The organism is Roseobacter fucihabitans, assembly GCF_014337925.2.
Taxonomy (GTDB): Bacteria; Pseudomonadota; Alphaproteobacteria; order Rhodobacterales; family Rhodobacteraceae; genus Roseobacter; species Roseobacter fucihabitans.
The window spans coordinates 2,199,659-2,213,989 of sequence record NZ_CP143423.1; the positions used below are offsets into that span (position 1 = coordinate 2,199,659).

Sequence of the window (14,331 nt, forward strand, 5' to 3'; positions counted from 1 at the left end):
TATGCGGGATTTCGAAATATGTCGAAATCTGATATAATATCAGCACTTCCAAGGCGATGACGGTATAAATATCTCCATAACATGCTGATTTATTGGATAAAATATCGAAATCGGATGTGAAATTCCAGCTGACGGTATATTTCCGTATTTTCGCTCGATAAACCCAGTTTTGGGAGAGTGTTATGCTGACAGATGCCGCCCTTAGATCCCTGAAACCAAGGGACAAATTGTATAAAATTTCGGACTGTGACGGTATATACGTCATGGTTCAACCTTCGGGCGCAATCATGTTCCGTTTCGACTATCGTTTGAATGATCGTCGTGAGACGCTCACCCTTGGTCGATATGGCTCAGCGGGCCTATCTCTGGCTCGCGCTCGAGAGGCATTGATCGATGCGAAGCGTCTCATTGCCGAAGGTCGTTCGCCCGCGCAGGAGAAGCAACGCGACAAGCGTCGCCTGAAAGAAGCGAAGAGCTTCGGTGAGTTTGGCGAACGGTGGTTGAAAGAAGCCAAGATGGCGGACAGTACGCGCGCCATGCGGCGTTCCGTGTTTGAGCGGGATATTCTTCCAACGTTCCGAAATCGGTTGCTGTCGGAGATCAGTGCTGACGACCTGCGAATGAGATGCGCAACGGTAAAGGATCGCGGCGCACCAGCGACCGCCGTCCATGTTCGGGACATCGTGAAACTCATCTACGCATTCGCGATCCTTCACGGAGAGAAAGTCGCCAATCCTGCGGATGAGGTTGGACCGTCGTCCATAGCCACGTTCGTTCCAAGAGACCGGTCGCTGTTGCCCTCAGAGATAAGGATCATGCTAAACCAGCTTGAACATGTCGCGACCCTTCCGACCATTCGTCTGGGCGTCAAAATGTTCCTGTTGACCATGGTTAGAAAGAGCGAACTTCAAGACGCAACTTGGGATGAAGTCGATTTTGAAAACGCGGTTTGGTCGATTCCGAAGGAAAGAATGAAGCGATCCAAGCCCCATAACATTTACCTGGCACAACAGACGATCGACATACTGATCGCGCTGAAGACCTGCGCAGGCAATTCCAGATATCTGCTTCCTTCACGTTATGACGCGGATGCCCCAATGTCGCGGGCGACATTCAACCGCGTAACAAAAGCTGTAATCATACGAGCACAAAAGGAGGGCCTACCTCTCGAACACTTCACCGTTCACGACCTGCGCCGAACTGGCTCAACGCTGTTGAACGAACTGGGGTTCAATGTTGACTGGATTGAAAAATGTCTTGCACACGAAGACGGACGGTCATCGCGCGGAATTTACAACAAGGCCGAGTATGAGCACCAGCGCCGACATATGATGCAAGAGTGGGCCAATCTCGTGGACGCTTGGATGGCAGGTCAGAAATATCAACCTACGCTCTATCCGCCTGCGATGGACCTTCTCGTCCCCGAACCGACGGTTTGACCGGGCGGGCTTTGCGTAAGCGTACGTCCGGTATAGGGGCTCGCTTATCTGTTTTAGCGTCCGATATCCTACGGCGCTCGTCGAGCCATGCCTCTACCTCGCCTTGGTCCCAGACAACGCACCTGGCTGACAATCGAAACCGTCTTGGGAATTCTCCACGTCTTTCGAGTTCATAGATGGTGGTGTCAGCCAACGGTACCATCTCGCGAAGCTGATGACGCCTAATTGTTCTTCTCATGGGTTGCAACTTTTCGCGTGGCATAAGGCGTCCTTTCGATTCTCACATATAGTTCCTGATAGAGACCGAAAGCCTTGGTTGAACGGAAGCCCTTGCCCAGCAGCTAACGGTAGTCGGATATTGTGGCGTGTAAATCGGATAGAGCAGCAGAACTTGGTTTCGGGGGCTCGCTGGGATCTCAAGTTGCTTTTTCAAGCGGCATCATAATATCGCACAAAGACTTGCTTTACCCTATGTCTCGATATTCGAACCTGCATCCAGTCGCTTGAGGGCCACCAATGGTCTTGCCACGTTTTAGTTCCGGTCTCTTTCGAGCAATGTTTGCTATGAAGGAGATAGAGAATGGCACCGAGATACACAGACGAGTTTCGTCTTGATGCAGTACGCATCGCAACGACCAGTGGGCTGACACGACCGCAAGCGGCAGCGGATTTAGGAGTTGGGCTTTCGACGTTGAACAAGTGGGTTCAAAAGCATCAGCATGACAACCTGATGTCGGGTCCTCACGAGGATGTCGAGAAAGAGAACGAACGCCTTCGCAAGGAAGTTCGGTTGCTTCGCGAGGAGAGGGAAGTGTTAAAAAAAGCGGCAATCTTCTTTGCAGGCCAAAGTCGGTGAGGTTCGCCTTTATCGACGCCTGGAAAGAAGAATGGCCTGTCGAATTTCTTTGCCGCGTCATGCAGGTTACGTCGCGAGGATTTCGCGCGTGGCGAAGCCGCCCGATGAGCCAGCGACAGCGCGACGATATGGTGATCCTGGCGCATATCCGCGAACAGCACCGCTTAAGCCTGCAAAGCTATGGCGGGCCTCGCATGACCGAAGAACTGCAAGAACTGGGTCTGCAAGTTGGGCACCGGCGCGTGGGCCGCTTAATGCGGGAGAATAGCATCAAAATCATCAGGACCCAGAAATACAAGGTTACGACCGACAGCAATCATGCGTTTAACATCGCCCCTAACTTGCTGGGCCAGGACTTCTTTGCAGATGGTCCAAACCAAAAGTGGGCCGATGACATTTCCTACATCTGGACCAGTGAGGGCTGGTTGTATCTGGCAGTGATCCTTGATTTGTATTCCCGTCGTGTCATCGGTTGGGCGGTTAGCAATCGTATGAAGCGGGATCTGGCGATCCGAGCATTGGATATGGCTGTGGCACTGCGGCAACCGCCGAAGGGCTGCATGCATCATACGGATCGCGGGTCGCAATATTGTTCAGGCGACTATCAGAAACGGCTGTCTAAACACGGCTTCCAAGTTTCGATGAGCGGTAAGGGAAACTGCTACGACAATTCCATGGTTGAAACGTTCTTCAAATCACTCAAGGCAGAGCTGATTTGGCGCAACCGCTGGGAAACCAGGCGTAAAGCCGAAGGGGCGATTTTCCAGTATATCAATGGGTTCTACAATCCACGACGGCGGCACTCGTCATTAGGTGGCAAAAGCCCCTTGGCCTTCGAACGAAAGGCTGCCTAAATGAGTTGAGAGACCGGAACGCAACCGCGACAAGACCAATTGCGCGCAGAGGCGGAAATCACTGCAGCCAGAAAGACAGAACTTCAAGCGGATGTGGCAAATACCTTGGCAGAGCGCCGCGCCACGCAGGATTGGAAGCCGTCTTCTGCCGACAACAACGAGCTTGGAAAAAGTGAACGTGCTGAAGTCGCGCCGCGCCGTTGGGTAGACCTCCTCAAGGTGGGCGCGGATGTCGCGGGTCGACAGGCCAGCCGCGTAGAGACCAATAAATTTGTTATCCATGCCGTCGATCCGGGTCTGGCCCTTCGGGATCAGTTCCGGCCCAAAACTGCCGTCTCGGTCACGTGGGATGTCGATTGGCATCGCGCCGTCATTGCCCTTCAGCGTTTTGCGCGTCGTGCCATTGCGACGGTTGCTTTGTTGGTTCGAGGGTTCTGTATCAGGTTCATAGCCCAGATGGTTGGTCAGTTCCGAACCCGGCATCCGCTCCTTGAATTCTTTCATCAAGCCTTTGTCGCCCAGAAAATCTTTAGGCCGTTCAACACCGCTCAGAAGCTCTTCCAGTAGTTCCTTGGAAATCGTCATTGTCGTCATGCTCCTTTAGTTTGGAAGCATGGGCCAAATTACTCATACACAGAAAATCGAACACTCTCGTACGCCAAGATTACTACGGGCAAAGGTTTCCCGTTAAATCATGCCAATTCCAAAAAAATCAATACAATGATCGGACCTACCCAACCACCGTTTTACATGCCGATCGTGTCACGCCAGAAGGCGCTGCACACCCAAATCCCATCGCGGCATCGGCCTCCTACTCCCCCGAAGCACATCGCCCACCATCATCCATTCAGCTGCAAGAAGATGTATTTTATAACTTTAAAACATAAACTTGTATCAACCAACGTCGCCGTACCAAGTGATCTTAACAGTCTTTTCAATGTGATCCTGACCACCCAAACAGGTCATCGGCAGGTTCATGAAAGCAATCAAAAACCTTCCAAGGACCGTGTAGCCCCTCGCATGTCAATCACCATTGACGCGGCACCGAGTTTGTTTTTCTGGCGGCATCCGCAGGTTAAAATTGGTTAACAGACATGGTTCTGTCATCTCGCATGGCTTCAAGCAGCCACTGCCGTGCCGTGGGCAAAACGAAACGGTGGAAACCAGAAGTCGCCGTACGCGCCACATCCGCAAAATGGTCGATCACGCCATGGAGGTGATCTGCGACCGTCTTAGAAAAACGCCCGTCGAGGTCTTCTGCCAGAAAATGACAAGATCCCAACCCTGAGACTCACAAGAATAGCAACTCAACTGTCGCTCACCAAGACACCGCACTTGCGTCTGATGAATGTGGTGAAATTCCTGCTCGGCACCAAGCAACAATGAGCCGTACGAGCCGCGCGCATAAAAAAAGAGCCGCAGAACATGCGGCTCCCGTTTGAAAATGCAACCCATACGGACCAAACGCTGTCTGATGATGTCCGATCAGCTCACAGCGGGCCAGCCAAGCGCGCGCGAGAAGGGCAGATCGCCACCCTTAATCACTGAATTCGATCTCTTGCTGGCGGACAACAACGGCATCGGCCAGAACGACTTTGACATATGACGCCCACCGCTGATCACGGATCTTTTGCGCGACTTAGTCGACAACAACGGCATCGGCCAAAAAGCGCGCGATTTGAAACCGCCACCAGAAATCGCGGATTTCCGTTTGCGCCGCACACTCAACAGTCGCATGCCAAAACCTGATGTTATGGGACCGCCCTCATACTCGGTACGCTTCGGGCTTACCGTCAAAAACCGCGGGTGTTCGAGCAAAATACTCGGCGTACGTTCGGGACCATCAGGCATGTAGTAATCATCCACCACATCCCCTGCGCCCACGGTGTCAAAACCCGCCATCATACCCCGCACGATCGTCGCGGCCGTCAGCGGGATGTAGGTCGCACGTACGACGACCGCCGCCAAACCCTTGTCGATATGCTTGGCATAAGGATCAACAGCCGCCTCATTGACCTTGGCAGAGGTTAGTCGCGCTTTGAGGTCCTTGGCACCCTCACCCTCTTGAGAAGCGATCACCGAGCATGCCCGCCTGGGCACACCGCGATCCATTATTTTCTTGGCGGCATCTCGCGCGGATGCCTCATCTTTGAACAAGCGTGTGATGACTGTCGTCATATTACCTCCACCGGGTTTGTGTTTGCGTTCGAAAGCTCAGAGCCCGGGGCGCACGTATCCGGCTGATGTCTTTGGCGTTTTGCATTCTTGAGGAAGGGCGCGGCGACCGCGATTGCCAACATCAAAAATACGATCTCGATCGTGAATACTACATTATAGGGTGTTTCCGAAACGTTTCCACCCCCCCCCTGAAAGCCGACGATCAGATCACGCACGATCCCCGCCAGCGCTATTCCGAGCCCAGCGGCCGTGGCTTGCACGGCACCCCAGGCACCCAACGCAAGACCGATCCGTTCTTTCGGCGCCGCGCGAATGGTGGCCGTGAGTGTGGCGTGACCAAACAGCCCGGCACCGATCCCAGTTGCCAGAACGCCCAGAAGGAATGCTGGTATCCCAGCACCCTGCGATGACAGGATAATGGCCAAAAACCCCGGAATACCCACTGCGGCACCGATGATGCCGAAACGCGCGGGCAGACCATTGCGTGCCAGCCCGCGAGACGCGATGCCAAATCCCAGCAGGGTCCCGGTCGCAAAAAGAGCGGTCAGCTTGGTCGTATCGGCCACCGAAAGCCCCAGCGCCTGCCCCCCGTAAGGTTCCAGTAAAACATCCGCCATGCCAAAGCCGAAAGTGCCCAGACCGATTACGATCAACAGGCGTAACATGCCATCTGCCCGCATCAACAGCGCCCAGGCCTCGGAGAACCGGATCGGAACGGCGCGTTTCATCGCTTGCGCCCGCGCCCTGTCGCGCGGCTCCTGCTGCCACATCGCATAAAGGTTCAGCCCAACCGTGACGACCGCAGCACCCTGTATCACCTGCGCCAGACGTCCGGCGGTGAACTCTTCGAGTAAAGCGCCGAAAATCAGCGCGCTGACCACCATACCGACGAGCAGCATGACATACATCAGGCCGACGACCTTGGGTTGGTCGTCTTCCTTGACCAGGTCAGTTGCCAGTGCCAGGCCGACGGTTTGCACCATATGCACACCGGCCCCCACCAGCAGAAAGGACAGCGCAGCAGATGTATAACCCAGCCAAAGCGGGGCTTCTGCGGCATATCCATAGCGCGACAACACCAGCAGCGCGAAGGGCATGATGGCAAAGCCACCGAATTGATAAAGCGTGCCTTTCCAGATGTAGGGCACGCGCCGCAACCCCAGCGCAGAGACATGCACATCCGAGCGAAAGCCGATCAACGTGCGGAACGGCGCGAAAATGAGGGGAAGTGCGAGCATGAGCGCAACAAGGGAGGCCGGGACCGACAGCTCGACGATCATGACGCGGTTAAGCGTTCCGACAAGCAGCACCAGCGCCATGCCGACGGTCACCTGAAAAAGCGATAATCGCAGCAAGCGGCGCAGCGGCACCTCAGGCGTGGCCACATCCGCAAATGGCAAATATTTGGGCCCGAGAGCCGCCAGTTTGCGGGTGGCAAAATTTCGATAATCAAACATATCTACGATCAATTCCCGCCCTTGGTACAGGGTACGACAATGACATTCTCAATTGACAAATGAATGGGCCCGTCAGCAACGCTGCGGGCCCGATCTTTTATTGAGTTATGACCGAGTAGGTTCCGGAACCGGCCGTGGCATGCACCTCTGGCGGTTGCAGGATTGCCTTTACGGGCGTGCCATCCGAGAGGATGATCGTTACTTCGCGCGCGTCACCAGTGGGCGTTACGTAGGATGCCTTTGCCGTATCCGTGCCCTCCAGTATCGCGGCGGAAGCAGATTGCCCGCCTGAGCCCAGTTCATTGCCTGACAGGAAGTCAGAGACCCAGGTGGTATTACTGAGCACGGCCACGTGAACAGCGAAGGATCCGATTGCGACGGCGCTCAGAAAAAGCGGAACACCAACTGTTGGCTTAACGACAAGCCACATCTTTGCATTATTCATGAAGGGCCTCCCTTATCCGAGCCAAGGGGTCGCGACCGCGACCAGAATATGCGCCAAAAGCGCAATTGCGCCGAAAACGCGCGTGCCATCAATCAGATAGCTGTGCACCTCTTCGGCCTCGTCAAGCGTCAAGCCTGTTGGCCAAACCTTATCATCATTATCCGCCATATTTCGTCCTCCGTTATATTGACGTAAGCCGATGCACCCGGAAAACGATTAATCCGAAACACCCAACTTGAAAGAACGCACACTGTAAGTAAGATCGAATGTGTCACGAATTAATTACAATCACAACTGTAAATTTAATCTGACAGTTTTGAATTGCGAGAAGTTCAGGCAATCCTCGCCTCAAAAAGGGTTCATATGGCGAAGTCTCTGTCTCGCCGTTCGTTTTAAGTGCAGGCCCTGCTGGCCTTATCAATACCGCCAAACACACCAACATGTTGCAATCGGCGACAGGCCTGACGGCAGCTTTGAAAAAACGACATGCGGTTATTATCGTCCGCCCGTCGGGGCAGTATTTCAGAATCAACGCGTGAAAATGACACCGATGCCGCGCGATCAATCCCCACCACAACGAGGCGATTGTCCTGCAAACGGGCCAAAAAAAGAGCAATCCTCCGTCGAAAATTAAATTGAAGTCATAAAGACTATTGAATTTGACTAAAATGACCAGCACGCTGCCTGATCTGACCGGCGGCTCCAATTTAGAGTTTGGGGCTTTCTAAAGACAGATATACGTCAAAATGATCCGCAAGACGGACATAAAAAACTAAAAAGGGACAAAAAATGACCATTAAACTGGTGATTGGCATGGACGGGCAAGGGTCTGGGGACCGCGCTGTCTCCTATGCCAAGGATCTGGCGGAGAAGATTGGAGATTGTGAACTTTTGATCGCTTATGTGATTGAATGGTCACCCTACTCCTTCCAGACCGCCGAAGAAAACGCGCAGCGCCACAAGCGGCGTGAAGAAGAAATTTCCATGGCCAAGGAGCGTATCGTTGATCCGGCCGTGGCCGCATTGACCGGCGCGGGCATGAAGGCGAAAGGAATCGTACGTCACGGTGACGTCGCCCAAACCCTCAACAGCATCTGCGAAAAAGAGGGCGGGCATCAGATTATCGTAGGGCGTTCCTCAGAGGGTGGATTTGCATCGCGCATCTTCGGCAGCTCGACCGGCAACCTTGTGATGAGCGCAACCGTGCCTGTGACGGTCATTGGATGAAAAGGACAGCAATCATGAAATTTTTTAACAAAGCCGCGCTCGCCGCGCTGGCGAGTGGGGCCGCATTTCCTGCGCTGGCACAGGAAGCGATGTCACTGGATGAGAAGGTCAATCAAACCTTTGCCCAATTCACGGGTCCCTTTGTCAACCTGATATTCGCCCCCCTGCCCGGCACCAGCTTCCCTTGGATTGTGCTGTGGCTGGTTGTGGCGGCGACGGTTTTCACCATTTACTTCTCCTTCGTGCAAATTCGGTTCTTCACGCACTCAATTTCGCTGGTCAAAGGGGACTATTCAGACCCGGATGACGCAGGCGAGGTGAGCCACTTTCAGGCACTCGCAACCGCATTGTCGGGCACCGTGGGCCTGGGGAACATCGCGGGTGTTGCGGTGGCCGTGGGCATTGGTGGACCGGGCGCGACCTTCTGGATGATTCTAGCCGGTCTTTTGGGCATGGCCTCAAAATTCACCGAATGTACGCTGGGCGTGAAATACCGCAATGAATACCCCGATGGCACCGTCTCCGGTGGTCCGATGTATTATATGAAAAAGGGCTTTCAGGAACGTGGCCTGCCGGGCGGTGGCTTTTTGGCGATCCTGTTTTCGATCTTCTGCATCCTGGGCGCGCTCGGGGGCGGTAACATGTTCCAGGCCAATCAGGCCCATGCGCAGATCACCCAGATTACCGGAGATTTTCCGGGTTGGATCACGGGTATCATCTTTGCAGCGGTCGTGTTCGCGGTCATCGTCGGCGGTATCAAATCCATCGCAAAGGTCACCGAAAAGATCGTGCCGATCATGGGCATCCTCTATGTCGGTGCAGCGCTGATCATCCTGCTGGTGAATTATGACCAAATCGGTTGGGCCTTTGGCCAGATCTTCGCGGGTGCCTTTACCGGTCTCGGTGTTGCGGGCGGCTTTGTCGGCGCGCTGATCCAGGGCTTCAAACGGGCGGCCTTCTCCAACGAGGCGGGCGTCGGTTCCGCGGCCATCGCGCACTCTGCGGTCCGCACCAAAGAGCCGATCACCGAAGGGTTCGTTTCCTTGCTGGAGCCGCTGATCGATACGGTCGTGATCTGTACCATGACGGCTTTGGTCATCACCATCTCCGGTCAGCTGATCTTTGACGCTGAAGCAGGCGTTTATATCCTCAATGAGGCAGGTTCTGCCATCGCGACCGTAGGCGATACCAGCGGCGTCGCACTGACCTCTGCGGCCTTCGCGTCGGGCATCAGCTGGTTCCCCTATGTGCTGGCGATTGCGGTTGTGCTCTTTGCCTTCTCCACGATGATTTCGTGGTCCTATTACGGGTTGAAGGCCTGGACCTATCTCTTTGGCGAAGGAAAAATATCCGAGCTCACGTTCAAGATCATCTTCTGCATCTTCATCGTGATCGGTGCGGCGGCCAGCCTCGGTCCGGTCATCGACTTCTCGGATGCGGCGATCTTTGCCATGGCGGTGGTCAATATCACGGCGCTCTACTTCCTGATGTCGATCGTACGCGAAGAACTGCGGTCTTACTCCGCACGCCTCAAGTCGGGCGAAATCAAGAAATTCGCCCACTAAACGAAACGTCCAAGGCGGCATCTACGCCGCCTTGGCAACCGCGTCCAGGCTTCGGCTGTGAACCTTTTTTTGTCACATTCCATACCAGACGATCTCCGCCGGGCGGCATGAGATAGTTTCGATTCCAGTGGTGCCGATTTGACCGCGATTGACGGTGCCTATGATCCGTTGCGCGGGCGCCCAAAAAGAGCATTACGTCTTATATCCGGCAATGACCTGCAACAATTTGAACGACGTTGCGGCGTCATGTTCGATGACCGCCAGAAACTCTTCTGCCCCAAGACGCAGCGCCGTGACATCGGTTTGCGCCCGCATACTCAAGGCGCGCGGGACATTGCGGATGACACCCAATTCCCCAACCAGCGCGCCCGGTTCGACCTGTGCCACCACCTCATCCGCAGAATTGTCTTGCAGTTTGTAAAGCTGCGCCCTCCCCGTCAGAATGACATAGGCACCATCTTTGGGATCATCGTGTTGGTTGAAAATGACTTCCCCTGCCGCAGCATCAAACCATTTGGCACCAAAGGCCAGCAACCTCAGTTGTTTGCGGTTGAGGCCTGAGAACATCGGCGTGGCTTCGAGAGCGCGGACCTTGCGCAGGAGATCCGCTTTGCTGGCACTGTCTTGAGGTTTTTCCTCGCCCTGGGGCGCAGAGATCATCCGGCCCTGATGGATTTCGACAAACAGGTCGAACTGTTCCGGAGAATCAAACCGATCCGCCAGACAGATCATCGTCGTCTCCGGCAGGAGCTTGCGTAGCTTTTCAATGACCTCCAGACGGATCGCGGGGTCAAAACCTGTGAACATCTGATCCAGGATCAGAATATCGGGGCGCTTGATCGCAGCACGGCTTAATGCCAGCGGTTCGGTGAAAACCCCCGGAAGATTGCCCCCCCCCAGCGCCAGAGGAAAATCATAGATCAGATCAATGACGGCGGGCTTCATGCCCTCTGCCTCCAGAACATCGGCTACGATCCCGCGCAGGTCATCGCCGCGCGCGCCCGCCTCGTCAGAAATCTTACCATAAAGCGCATTTTCAAGCAGGGAGAGCCCCGGTGCAATCTCTTGCGGGTTCAACGGCACAAATAGCGCGCTGAGCCTATCCTGAATTGCCAGACCATTTGAATGGCGCAACTCAAGAATGCGCTGCTTCATGGTATCGCTGAAGGCGGGGCCAATCTGCTCAGCGGTAATCTGCGCAGCAAGCGTCATCAGCATGATCCTGTCGGCGCGGTTCAGGCGTGATGTATCAGAGCGCGCCCCCGCGCTCAGCAATTGCACGGATCGTTCATAAAACTCAGGATCCAGACCAAGCTTGCGAAACAGCGGGTGTTCGGTTCCATCCGTGCCAAATATCTGGCTCAATAGCGCGACAACATCGCGCGACAGCGCCAACAGGCCCTCTTCAAGTTCCAGCTTATGCAAAACGTCAAACAAATCGCTTTGCGTTGCAAGCTCACGCTGGGTCAGCGTTTTTCGCATGGTTGCAAAAAACAAATTCCCGGTCACGGGCAGCGCCGGGTTGTAAAGCGCCGGATCAAACCGAAACACATGCCGCTCCAACCCGGCTTCCAACACCGCAGCCCAGACCTTAGGACGGGCAGAAACGAGTGCTTTATGCAGTTCAGTGCGGGCTTCCAGCGATGGTTTTTGATCGAGCGCACGCCGGTAGAGCGCGCCGCCCTGCCCCATTGTCTCGAGCAACGAAAACCACCAATTGCGCACCTCACGTTCCTGCGTACATCCAGCAAGTTCGGGGTTAAGCCAGGTCGCGTTGAGCGGGTCCGCGCTGTTCCCGGCGGCCTCTGCTTCACGCGCCGCAATCTGCGCGGTGGATGATAAAACGCCTGAGGGTTTCTGTTTCACAGACATCATCGTGTTATCGCCAAGGCTGCCCTGAAACAGCAAAGGATGCGCGCTGGCGGCCCCAATCCGCGCGGCAATCACACCCTGATGCAGCGCGCTCAAATCATGATCGCCGATAATGACTTTCCCCGACACCGGAAGGGTTTCGCGCGTCAAAACCTCTACCAAAACGCGCCTGTCTTCTTCGCTGGACGCTTGAATGCCCACCAGTGATCCTGCATCGAATCGCAGGGTGATATTGTCCAGTACCGTGTTCCCATCCGCATCCTCGACCTTGATTGCATCAAGAGACAAACGCTGGTTCAGTCGAGGCATGTCATCGGGAACCCCCTCCATCAACCGGGCATCTATGGCACCGTTTGGCGCGAATTTTTCCGTGACGATTTGCCAGCGCAGACTCATGTCCTGTGCCTGGTTGTAAAAGGTCAGCAACTCTTTCCACGGTGAGCTGAGGTCCTTGTAAGCCGCCAGCGCCGCCACCAAGGCCCCCAGTGAAACCGCCCCCTGGATAACCAGGTACCCCCCGACGGAAAAAAAGAAAAACGGCGTGAGTTGCGTGATGAAGTTGTTGATGAACTTCATGAAGAATTTCTTTTGATAAATTTGCAGGCGGATATTGAACACGCGCCCCAATCGATCGCTCATCATCGCAAGCCGAAAACGCCAACCACCATGGATGCGCAAGTCCGACGCGCCAGCGGCAGTTTCACCAATCATCGCAGCGAGTTGTCGAATTTCCTGGATCCGCTCTTTGTTCATGAGGTTGATCTGGCGTTGCAGTTTCGGGATCAGCCAGGCCTGAAGCGGAATGAGAGCAACGGCCGCCAAACCGAACCACAGGTTTTGCAAAAAGAGAAACAACAGGATCGTCATCATCTGACCGGCTTGCAGGACGGGCTGCGTCAACGCATCCCCCATCATCCCGCCCATCGGTTCGGTTTCGCCGGTAATCATGGCGACCATTTCACCCTGAGACGTGCGTCTATAATATGATTTGGGAAAGCCGAGCATACGCGCAATCAACCCAAACCGCAGACGCCGCAACATCCGTTCAGACAGCACGCCCTTCATGGTATTAATGCGCATTTTGAGGAGGCCGTGCATCAGAACACAAAGCAAAAACAGCAGGCATAGAAAGAACAGATAGCCGGTTTGGGTCAATTCATACCCCCAAACGATAACCCGCGAGGATTGTGCGCCAATCGCGTCATTAATGATGCGTTTTGGGAGTTCCAGCGTCAGATAAAGAAAGGGGAAAAGGGTGCTGGTGAAGAGCAGCAGGATCAGTTGGTCCCGCTTTGAATGCTTCCAAATGTACCTAAAGAGAGATTTTTCGATGCTTCGCACCCCCATGCGCGCCTGATCGACCTTGCAGGTTGTTTATGCCCCAGGCAGTTCGGCGCAGCAATAAATTTAACAAATTCCGCCAGTTACTTCTATCATTGCGGGAATAGAGGGGTTTGAAAGCAACAACCTTCACATCTTTTGTGACTTTGTCGACGTGCAGAAAATCAGGGGGATGTGTTCGCTACGTCATAGAAATTGCCAGATGTCTGGCGATTGCGCTGGAATGTTGTCAGCTTTCCGCCGTATCCGTGCCCTAATTTGCTGCCAATAAAAGCAGGAAAAAGGAATGCGGAGCACAATCTCATGTCAACTTTTAAAACGCCAATTGCTGCGCGTCGCGCACAATTGTTCGAGGTTCTGCGCCAGACTTACAAAGCGGAAACGACGACTGCTCAATATTTGAGTGAAGACGCCAAGCCTGTCAGCGCTAAGGACACTCTGCGTTTGCAAAGTGCTGCAACCAGATCATTGCAGGCGAGCGGGTGCGCGCGCCTGCAATAAAAACGTCAAAAGAAGGCTTCTGCGTTCAACCCAATCGTCATGGCACCAATCACCGCACCGGTTGCCGGGTCGGTCAATGCCACAGACACCTGGCCCTGATAGGTTTGCGCGCTCTCGTCGAATTCAACCTCATCGACAAACACTGCGCCCGCCCCTGCGCCGTAGGTCTTGGCGTGTTTGTCCTCATCACCTTGCCAATAATCGGATGTCACATCGCTTGCCGCGACATTCAGGCCCGCAGCGTCCATCACGAAAATCTCGGTGATGCGTCCGCCTGCAGCTTCAACCTGCTCGCTCAGGAAGGCAGACAGGGGGTGCCCCATCACTTCGCTGATCAACGGCTGGCTGGCGGCACCGACTTCACCGCGCCATTGTGTGTCCCACTCCTCAATCTGCGCAGCACTGGCACCGGAGGTCTGGGTATTTTGCGCATTGATTGCATCAACGACATTAGCGCCCTGCGCCCAGGCCATGACGTCGGTTTCAACGAAGGCCTTCATCGCGGGTGGGGCATCAACGGCGTGAACAATGGATGCCGCGACCAACAAAGGCGCGGACAACAGAAGTTTGCGGAACATATCGGGGTCCTTTTTGTT

General features: G+C 54.6%; 12 protein-coding genes. 4 read left to right on the forward strand and 8 right to left on the reverse strand.

All coding sequences use genetic code 11. The features are described from left to right. Window positions 1–182 precede the first annotated feature (182 nt). Window positions 183–1,439: a tyrosine-type recombinase/integrase gene (locus ROLI_RS10740; protein ID WP_338469260.1), complete on the forward strand. Its 1,257-nt coding sequence runs from the start codon at window positions 183–185 to the stop codon at window positions 1,437–1,439. On the opposite strand, the gene ROLI_RS10745 is transcribed toward ROLI_RS10740, so the two are convergent. Then, window positions 1,387–1,701 (reverse strand): AlpA family phage regulatory protein, encoded by a 315-nt coding sequence (locus ROLI_RS10745; RefSeq protein WP_338469261.1) that lies wholly within the window; start codon window positions 1,699–1,701, stop codon window positions 1,387–1,389. The genes ROLI_RS10740 and ROLI_RS10745 overlap by 53 nt on opposite strands. 318 nt (window positions 1,702–2,019) lie before the next feature. Between ROLI_RS10745 and ROLI_RS10750 the strand changes: the two genes are divergently transcribed. Further along, a protein-coding gene (locus ROLI_RS10750) for an IS3 family transposase (RefSeq protein WP_338469156.1) occupies window positions 2,020–3,149 on the forward strand; the annotation gives its coding sequence in 2 pieces (ribosomal slippage) (window positions 2,020–2,266 and window positions 2,266–3,149; 1,131 coding nt in all). Here the strand turns inward: ROLI_RS10750 and ROLI_RS10755 are convergent. The 5 genes from ROLI_RS10755 to pufB form a co-directional block, all read right to left on the reverse strand. Then, entirely contained in the window at window positions 3,105–3,734 is a 630-nt protein-coding gene (locus ROLI_RS10755) for a transposase (RefSeq protein ID WP_262386569.1), read from the reverse strand. The two genes, ROLI_RS10750 and ROLI_RS10755, sit on opposite strands and share 45 nt — an antisense overlap. 900 nt (window positions 3,735–4,634) lie before the next feature. After that, a complete protein-coding gene (locus ROLI_RS10760) occupies window positions 4,635–5,327 on the reverse strand; it encodes a hypothetical protein (protein WP_187430971.1) in 693 nt (230 codons plus the stop codon). Next, window positions 5,324–6,784 carry a PucC family protein gene (locus tag ROLI_RS10765; RefSeq protein ID WP_187430972.1) on the reverse strand — a complete coding sequence of 487 codons (1,461 nt, stop codon included), beginning with the start codon at window positions 6,782–6,784 and terminating at the stop codon, window positions 5,324–5,326. Before ROLI_RS10765 ends, ROLI_RS10760 begins: the two co-directional genes overlap by 4 nt. Before the next feature lie 97 nt (window positions 6,785–6,881). After that, window positions 6,882–7,229, reverse strand: coding sequence for a light-harvesting protein (locus ROLI_RS10770; protein WP_187430973.1), 348 nt, complete (start codon window positions 7,227–7,229; stop codon window positions 6,882–6,884). Between the two features lie 12 nt (window positions 7,230–7,241). Then, entirely contained in the window at window positions 7,242–7,397 is a 156-nt protein-coding gene (pufB, locus tag ROLI_RS10775) for a light-harvesting antenna LH1, beta subunit (protein ID WP_187430974.1), read from the reverse strand. Between the two features lie 621 nt (window positions 7,398–8,018). Between pufB and ROLI_RS10780 the strand changes: the two genes are divergently transcribed. Next, complete coding sequence (locus tag ROLI_RS10780; protein WP_187430975.1) at window positions 8,019–8,456, forward strand: universal stress protein; 438 nt, start codon at window positions 8,019–8,021, stop codon at window positions 8,454–8,456. Between the two features lie 14 nt (window positions 8,457–8,470). Then, window positions 8,471–10,021 (forward strand): sodium:alanine symporter family protein, encoded by a 1,551-nt coding sequence (locus ROLI_RS10785; RefSeq protein WP_187430976.1) that lies wholly within the window; start codon window positions 8,471–8,473, stop codon window positions 10,019–10,021. 192 nt (window positions 10,022–10,213) lie between these two features. Here ROLI_RS10785 and ROLI_RS10790 read toward each other — a convergent pair whose 3' ends face one another. After that, the gene (locus ROLI_RS10790) at window positions 10,214–13,240 is read right to left on the reverse strand and encodes a cyclic nucleotide-binding domain-containing protein (RefSeq protein WP_187430977.1); all 3,027 of its coding nucleotides are present in this window, start codon (window positions 13,238–13,240) and stop codon (window positions 10,214–10,216) included. A gap of 500 nt (window positions 13,241–13,740) precedes the next feature. Then, window positions 13,741–14,313, reverse strand: coding sequence for a hypothetical protein (locus ROLI_RS10795; RefSeq protein WP_187430979.1), 573 nt, complete (start codon window positions 14,311–14,313; stop codon window positions 13,741–13,743). Window positions 14,314–14,331 lie beyond the last annotated feature (18 nt).